The following is a 7059-nucleotide window of genomic DNA, read 5'->3' as shown; positions in this document are numbered from 1 at the left end:
ATTATTGCTTAATCACTTTTATTGTTTTAACAACATCACCAACGGTAACGTTTACAATATAAGCACCAGCTGTTAAACTTGTCATATCAATTTGAGAAGTAGTATTATTTACTTTTCTAGAAATAACTTCTTGACCTAATAAATTAATCACTTTAACAGAAGATATTTCTGATGAGTAAGATAAATTTAATACATCTTTAACTGGGTTTGGATACGCTACAAAACTTGCATTATCAAAACTTGAAGCTGATAATGAAGCATCGTAAGCAGAAACTAAAAACGTTCCAAAAACATCATTTCCATATTCCCAAACTCTGAAATATAAAACACTTCCTGGAGTTTGACCTGTAACAATAATTAAGGGATGATCACCACTTGCACTTGAAGAATCATTACAAGCTATTTCAGTTAAAGAACTACAAGTTCCACTATAAACAGATCCAGCAGTATCTGTCAATCCACCTGTAGTTGGATTCACTTCGAATGTTAAACTACCTGAAGCAGGAACCACTGCAGAATACCAAACATCACCACCTTGATAGAAAGCACAAGTAGGAGCAGTTTGTGTTGAACTAGTTGCAGCAACATTTGTTCCTGTAACTTGATTTGTTGCAAACACTCCACCTGGAGTTAATACTGTTGGATTTGCACATTCATCATTTACTGGAGGACATGAATAAGTAAAAGCACCTAATGGTAAATCACAAGTTGTGTCTGAACCATGTAAAACAGTTAATATATTTGAAGAACCACTTGCAAAAGGTCCTGCCGTTATAACTCCTGTTGCAGTAATAGGTAATGTAGTTGTTCCATAACTTAAAACTGGAGAACCACTTCCTAAGTCAGTCACATTTACACTTACTGAATATTGATTGTTAGCACAATCTGGTACTATTGTAGCTGTTGCACTAGCAGGTGTACATGAAGAAACTATTATGTTTACTGAGAAATCTAATGTAACTCCATATGATCCAGAATAACAAGGATTAGCTGTAGTTAAAGCGTCAGCAGTAACAATTCTCATTTTATGTACTCCGATTGCAGCAGTTGCTGGCATTATGAAAGATGCATTTAAAACAGTTGGATTTGTAGATAAAGATTCTCCAGTATAAACTAATTCAGAAGCATCAAAAATATAATTATCATTTAAATCAATCCAGATATAAGTGTTATATGTATAACCTGTTGCAAATGATATTTGAACATTTGAATTAACACCTTGTGGTAAAGTCACTTGAGTTGCTGAATGATCAAAATAAGTTACATCAGTAGTAGGAAAGTCAGTAGTTCCTAATTGAACATTTGTAATACCTAAAGCATCATTAGATGTAGGAACAGATGTACAATAACAACCTGTAGCAACAGTCATAAAATTCTGTTCTGTACAACCAGTAGCAGAACCAAAAGCATTAAAGGGTACAACGGTATAATAGTAAGTAGTGTTAATAGTCCCTACAAATGAATATGAAGTATTAATTCCTAAATTTTGATTGTCTAAAACATCTGTTCCTCCAGTTGATGTTCCAATAGTTAAAAAATAACCATCTGCACCTGATGTTGCATCCCAAGAAATTGAATTGCTAAAGTTACCACATGTAGCATTTGGAGTAGCAATAATATTTGATGCACATACTGGAGCTACGGTAGGAATAGCTTCCCACTTAACATCATCAATATAAGCAGTTGTTGCTCCAGATGGACTACCAGAATTTCTAATTGCTAAACGTGTAATTCCTATTGGAATACCTGAAGGAACAATAATGAATTCTTGAGCAGTTGATGCCGCAGTTGATGGAAGGAATACTTCATCTATTTGTATAAAACTAGTAATATCAGTAGGGTTTGTTAAGTATCCAATTGATAAAAATCTATTTGCTGCTGTTGCATATGCCTTAAATTTTAATCTATGTGTATTTGCCTGTAAATTAGATACTCCCGGTAAAATGGCACAAGTTTCTGTAGGTGTTGTACCACTGGCATTCATGTATAAACGATTCGAAGGAGACATAGGAGCTACTGATCCTGTAGTAATATATGTAGTACCATTTCCGATTTTATTCCAACAATTAGGCATTGGACTTGTTGAGCCAGTAGCATAAGTATCAAAATTTTCAAAATATTCGGTAACATCTGAACATGAAGTTGTAAAAGTTAATGGACCACTCCAAAAACTAAATCCTGATGTAGCACACACGGTTCTTACATATACATCATAAGTTGTGTTTGAAGTAAGAGGAGTAAAGTTGTAAGTATTTGTTGCACTTGGATCTCCTAAAGCAGGAATAGCATTTCCCGTTGGAACAATAGCTACTTCAAATGTGTCAGTGCTGTTTGCCGAATTCCAAGTTACTGATGCATCAAAAGCGTTTATTGCAGTTGTAGTAATGTTTGTTGGAGCTGGACAAGGAGAAACTAATTTACCTGTAGCAGCAAAAAGATTAAAAACACCACCACTAACTTTTTGAATTGTAATTCCAGTTACTATTTTAGTCTGATTAGCAGGGTCAATATTTAAATCTAATTGATAAATTCGTGGGTTTCCAGTTGGATTTTCCAAAACATTATTGGTTAAATTACCTCTACCAATACCAGATATAATAACAGGTAGCGCAGTAGAATTAAACCAATCTGGGACTACAGGGATTGAAACTACTTGAGTTGTAGCATCTGAAAAATTTATTGTAAAAGTAACATTAGACGCTCCACTTCCAGATGTAACTGCTAAATGAATTTTTTCGTATGAATTTAATTCTGTGAATGTAACAGTTGATTGACCTGCAACACCATTTTGATTAATTCTCAATGAATTGTTACTGCTGTAAGAAGCCATTTGAAAAAATAAATCGCTGTTTGCCACATCTAATAAACCAGAGGTTGGCAAACCATATGTAGTAGGAGTTGCTGTTCCACTAACTTGAGTACCTTGAGCTAAATAACAATAATTTACTCCATCTACATCATTATTTGTAGTTGTATTTAAAGCACCTAATCCGTTTGCTATTACATCGGCATTATATCCGTTTACTGTTAATGCTACATAGCTAGCTGGGTCGATGGTTTTGGTAGCAAAAACGGTAGTTTTTTTCTTTTTTGGATTCTCAAATTTCTTTGGGGTGAATGCTACTAAAAAGCAAAAAACACCAAACAAAGCAAGTTTGAGATAGAATCCTTTAAAATTAATGTACTTTTTCTTCATGTTGTTATAGTTAAATGGTTTAATTGCATAAATATAGGAAAAAAATGTGTTAAAAATATCAAATGTTACTTTTAGCTTTTTTAATAAAAAAATTACATAATAATGATTAATTTTGCATTCCGTTTTTTTATCATCAATTTATTTCTTAATTATAGAATATATTAATATAGGTTTTGAGATGGTGTTTTTTCTTTTTCAGAATCTACTTTTTCAAGTTATCTTGGAATTTTTTATTTGATATAGTATGCAAGAATTTTGGCCTTATTTATTATTGGTGATTTTAGGATTTGTAGCAGGTTTTTTAAATACCGTTGCAGGTGGAGGAACTTTATTAACCTTACCGATTTTAATTTTTATGGGATTGCCTGCTCCTTTAGCACAAGGAACAAATCGTGTAGCAATATTACTGCAAACATTTACTGCAGTTAGAGGTTTTAAAAGCAAAGGAGTTTCAACTTATCCTTTTAGTTTGTATGTCGGAATTGCTGCTTTTTTTGGATCAATAATTGGAGCTTACTTAGCTTTAGATTTTGATGGAAAAGCTTTCAATAGAATGTTAGCCGTTGTTATGATTATGGTTTTAATTTTAACACTATTTAATCCAAACAAAAATAAAAAGGATTTAGTCGAAAGATTAACTGGAAAGCCTTTAATTATTTCTCTAGTAGTTTTCTTTTTCTTAGGTATTTATGGAGGATTAATAAACGCAGGAATTGGTTTTCTAATGCTGTTAGCACTTCCGTATATAAACGGAATGAACTTATTAAGGTCAAATGCAACTAAGGTATTCGTTGCATTTGTTTATACAATTGCAGCCGTAGCCGTTTTTGCTTTTAATGACAAAATCGATTACGGCTTAGCAGCTGTTTTATCAATTGGAAACGTTTCTGGTGCTTGGTTTGGAAGCCGTTGGTCTGTTAAAAAAGATGAAAAAGTAATTAAAATGTTTTTAATCGTAACAGTTACGGCTTTAGCAATTAAATTATGGTTTTTTGATTAGTATTTAACATAATCTGTAATTTCTAAACCATATCCAATCATTCCCACACGTTTTGTTTGTTCTGAATTTGAAAGTAATTTGATTTTTGATATATCTAAATCATGTAGAATTTGTGCTCCAATTCCAAAATCTTTTGCATCCATTTTAACTTGTGGAGCTTTGTAAATTCCTTCCTCTTGTAATTCTTTTAATTCTGTAATTCTATGAAGCATTTCAATAGATTGCTTTTCTTGGTTTACAAAAATAACGGCACCATTTTCTTCTTGATTTATTCTTTTGAACATGTCTTCTAATCTATCATCAGGATTTGAAGTCAATGTTCCTAAAATATCATTATTAATTTGGGATGAATTTATACGCGTTAAAACTTCATCACCTATATTCCAGCTTCCTTTTGTTAAGGCAATATGAACTTGCTTGTTTGTGGTTTGAAGGTAGGCTCTCATTCTATATTTTCCAAAACGAGTTTCAATTTCAAAATCTTCTTTTTTCTGAATTAAACTATCGTGTTGCATTCTATAAGCCACTAAGTCTTCAATTGAAACTAATTTTAAATCAAACTTCTTAGCTACTTCTGCAAGTTGAGGTAAACGAGCCATCGTTCCGTCTTCGTTCATTATTTCAACTATTACACCAGCAGGAGTAAAGCCAGCTAATCTTGCAAAGTCAATGGCAGCCTCTGTGTGACCAGTTCTTCTTAAAACACCACCTTGTTTTGCAATTAAAGGAAAAATGTGTCCAGGACGAGCTAAATCAAATGGTTTTGTGTCTTCATTAACTAAAGCTAAAACTGTTTTTGCTCTATCAGCAGCAGAAATTCCGGTTGTAACACCATTTCCTTTTAAATCAACAGAAACTGTAAAAGCGGTTTCCATATGATCCGTATTATTGGTAACCATTGTGTGTAAATCTAATTCTTTACATCTTCTTTCTGTCAAAGGAGTACAAATTAGTCCACGACCATGAGTTGCCATAAAATTAATCATCTCGGGAGTTACTTTTTCGGCTGCAGCTAAAAAATCTCCTTCATTTTCTCTATCTTCATCATCAACAACAATGATTATTTTACCTTGACGAATATCTTCAATGGCTTCTTCTATTGTGTTCAGTTGTATTTTATGTGACATTAGTTGTAGTTGTTTTTTGTTTTTTAAACTTATTTATTAGTTTTTTAATTGGGTCGAATATCCAATCAAAATTTATCATTATTCCAATATCATTTGTAGCTCTGTAAGTTAACAAAATTGCAAAAGGGGTTAATATAAATGATGACATCCAAGCGCCTAAAAAAGGACTAATACTATCTTCTTGAGCTAATTTTCGACCAAAAGTGTTAATAAAATGAAATGTTATAAAAATTAGAATAGCAAAAACCATAGGTAAACCTAAACCACCTTTTCTAATAATTGCTCCAAGTGGTGCTCCAATAAAAAACATCAATAAGCACGAAAAAGCTAACATATACTTTTCATGAATTGCAGTCCAATGTTGGTTGATGTTTTTCTTTTTAAACTCTAAATCATTTTTACTACTATCAATAGAAAAATCTATGCTGGTAATATTGTTTGTTGCGATTTCAATAATTTTCTTTTGATCAACTAATTGATATAAACCCAATAAATTATCAGTGATTGTATCTTTAGCAACGTATTGAATTTTTCTTGAATTTAAAACATTTGAAGTTCGTTGCGTAATATTATCCGAAAATGAAACAATATCTTCATTATAGCTTTTTTGTAAAGAATCGATTGTAATATTAAGTTCGCTAATATTTAGCATTTTATCGGTATTAGAAATAGCTTCCTGATTAATATCTGAAGTGTTTAATTTACCAATATCAATTGTTAAAATATATTTTTTGAAGGTACTTTTTGCAAAAGGCATTTTTTTTTGTTCTTCATATTTAGTAGGAACTATATCTTCGTAATAATTACCATTAAATAATTCAAGATTTAATAAGTTTCCACCATCATCACTAGATAGAATTCCATTTTTAGCATTTATAATTGTACTAGCACCATTTCCGTTACTAGATTTTTTATGAATAACTATTCCCTTTAAAAACTGTCCTTTGTCACCTGATTTTTCTTGGACTTTTATGTTTGTGTTTCCAATTTGATTAAACTGACCTTGAGCAATTGCCATGGCAGGTTTCTGTTGAACTATATTTTGACGTAAATTGATGAATTTATATTGTGCTTGTGGAATTACATTATTAGAAAAAACAAACGCAACAATACTTAAAAGAAGTATAAATGCTGTTAAATACTTCATGGCTCTTTGCAACGAAATGCCTGAAGATTTCATAGCTGCAAATTCATAATTTTCAGAAAAACTTCCAAAAGTCATTATAGAAGCTAATAATACAGAAAGTGGTAATACTAACGGAATTACATTTGGAGCATAAAAACTTAAAAACTTTAAGATGGTAAGAAAATCCAAATCTTTACCGGCCAATTCGGCAATAAAAAGCCAAATACCTTGAAGAATGAATATAAAAAACAAAATTACGAATACTGTTGTAAACGTAATTATGAATGATTTTAAAATATATTTGTCTAATATTTTCAACGAAACTTATTTTAGTCTAGTCTATTGATATAATAGCCAGAATATTTTGATTCCGTAAAGGTAAAATGATTTTTTGATAAAGGCTGATTTGTTTTAAAAGAATTAACAGTTAAAGTTGTTTTTGTTCCTTTTTTATCAGTTTCAATCATAGTGTAGATATGATTTGTAGAAGTATCAATTCCAATTAAAACTTCTTTTACATTTTCTTTTGAATTAGTTGGTTTTAATTTTACATATTGAATTTTTCTTCCTTTTACATTTTGTAAAATATCCCAAGAATAACTATATCCAG

At 31.2% G+C, this 7059-nt stretch carries 5 protein-coding genes; 1 reads left to right on the top strand and 4 read right to left on the bottom strand.

Features of this window, described 5'->3' with window-relative positions; genetic code table 11:
- Window position 1: 1 nt before the first annotated feature.
- Complete coding sequence (locus AACZ53_RS12950; protein WP_339839226.1) at window positions 2-3196, bottom strand: GEVED domain-containing protein; 3195 nt, start codon at window positions 3194-3196, stop codon at window positions 2-4.
- Window positions 3197-3440: 244 nt separating this feature from the next.
- Between AACZ53_RS12950 and AACZ53_RS12945 the strand changes: the two genes are divergently transcribed.
- Window positions 3441-4196 (top strand): sulfite exporter TauE/SafE family protein, encoded by a 756-nt coding sequence (locus tag AACZ53_RS12945; protein ID WP_339839224.1) that lies wholly within the window; start codon window positions 3441-3443, stop codon window positions 4194-4196.
- On the opposite strand, the gene ribB is transcribed toward AACZ53_RS12945, so the two are convergent.
- From ribB to AACZ53_RS12930, 3 genes are all read right to left on the bottom strand, one after another.
- On the bottom strand, window positions 4193-5323 hold the full coding sequence (gene ribB, locus AACZ53_RS12940; RefSeq protein WP_339839221.1) for a 3,4-dihydroxy-2-butanone-4-phosphate synthase: 1131 nt from the start codon (window positions 5321-5323) through the stop codon (window positions 4193-4195). The genes AACZ53_RS12945 and ribB overlap by 4 nt on opposite strands.
- Window positions 5313-6767, bottom strand: a complete 1455-nt coding sequence (locus AACZ53_RS12935; RefSeq protein WP_339839218.1) for an LptF/LptG family permease — start codon at window positions 6765-6767, stop codon at window positions 5313-5315. Before AACZ53_RS12935 ends, ribB begins: the two co-directional genes overlap by 11 nt.
- An 11-nt stretch (window positions 6768-6778) precedes the next feature.
- Window positions 6779-7059, bottom strand: a 281-nt coding sequence (locus AACZ53_RS12930) for an outer-membrane lipoprotein carrier protein LolA (RefSeq protein ID WP_339839215.1), incomplete at its 5' end; no start/stop codon positions are given.

Source organism: uncultured Flavobacterium sp. (assembly GCF_963975005.1).
GTDB lineage: Bacteria > Bacteroidota > Bacteroidia > Flavobacteriales > Flavobacteriaceae > Flavobacterium.
The sequence above is the reverse complement of the archived record's forward strand: the minus strand, read 5'-3'. Positions and strand labels throughout refer to the sequence as shown.

Coding starts and splice junctions, on each gene's coding strand:
- ribB (WP_339839221.1), bottom strand. CDS start 5,323: ATGTCACATAAAATACAACTGAACACAATAGAAGAAGCCATTGAAGAT.
- AACZ53_RS12945 (WP_339839224.1), top strand. CDS start 3,441: ATGCAAGAATTTTGGCCTTATTTATTATTGGTGATTTTAGGATTTGTA.
- AACZ53_RS12950 (WP_339839226.1), bottom strand. CDS start 3,196: ATGAAGAAAAAGTACATTAATTTTAAAGGATTCTATCTCAAACTTGCT.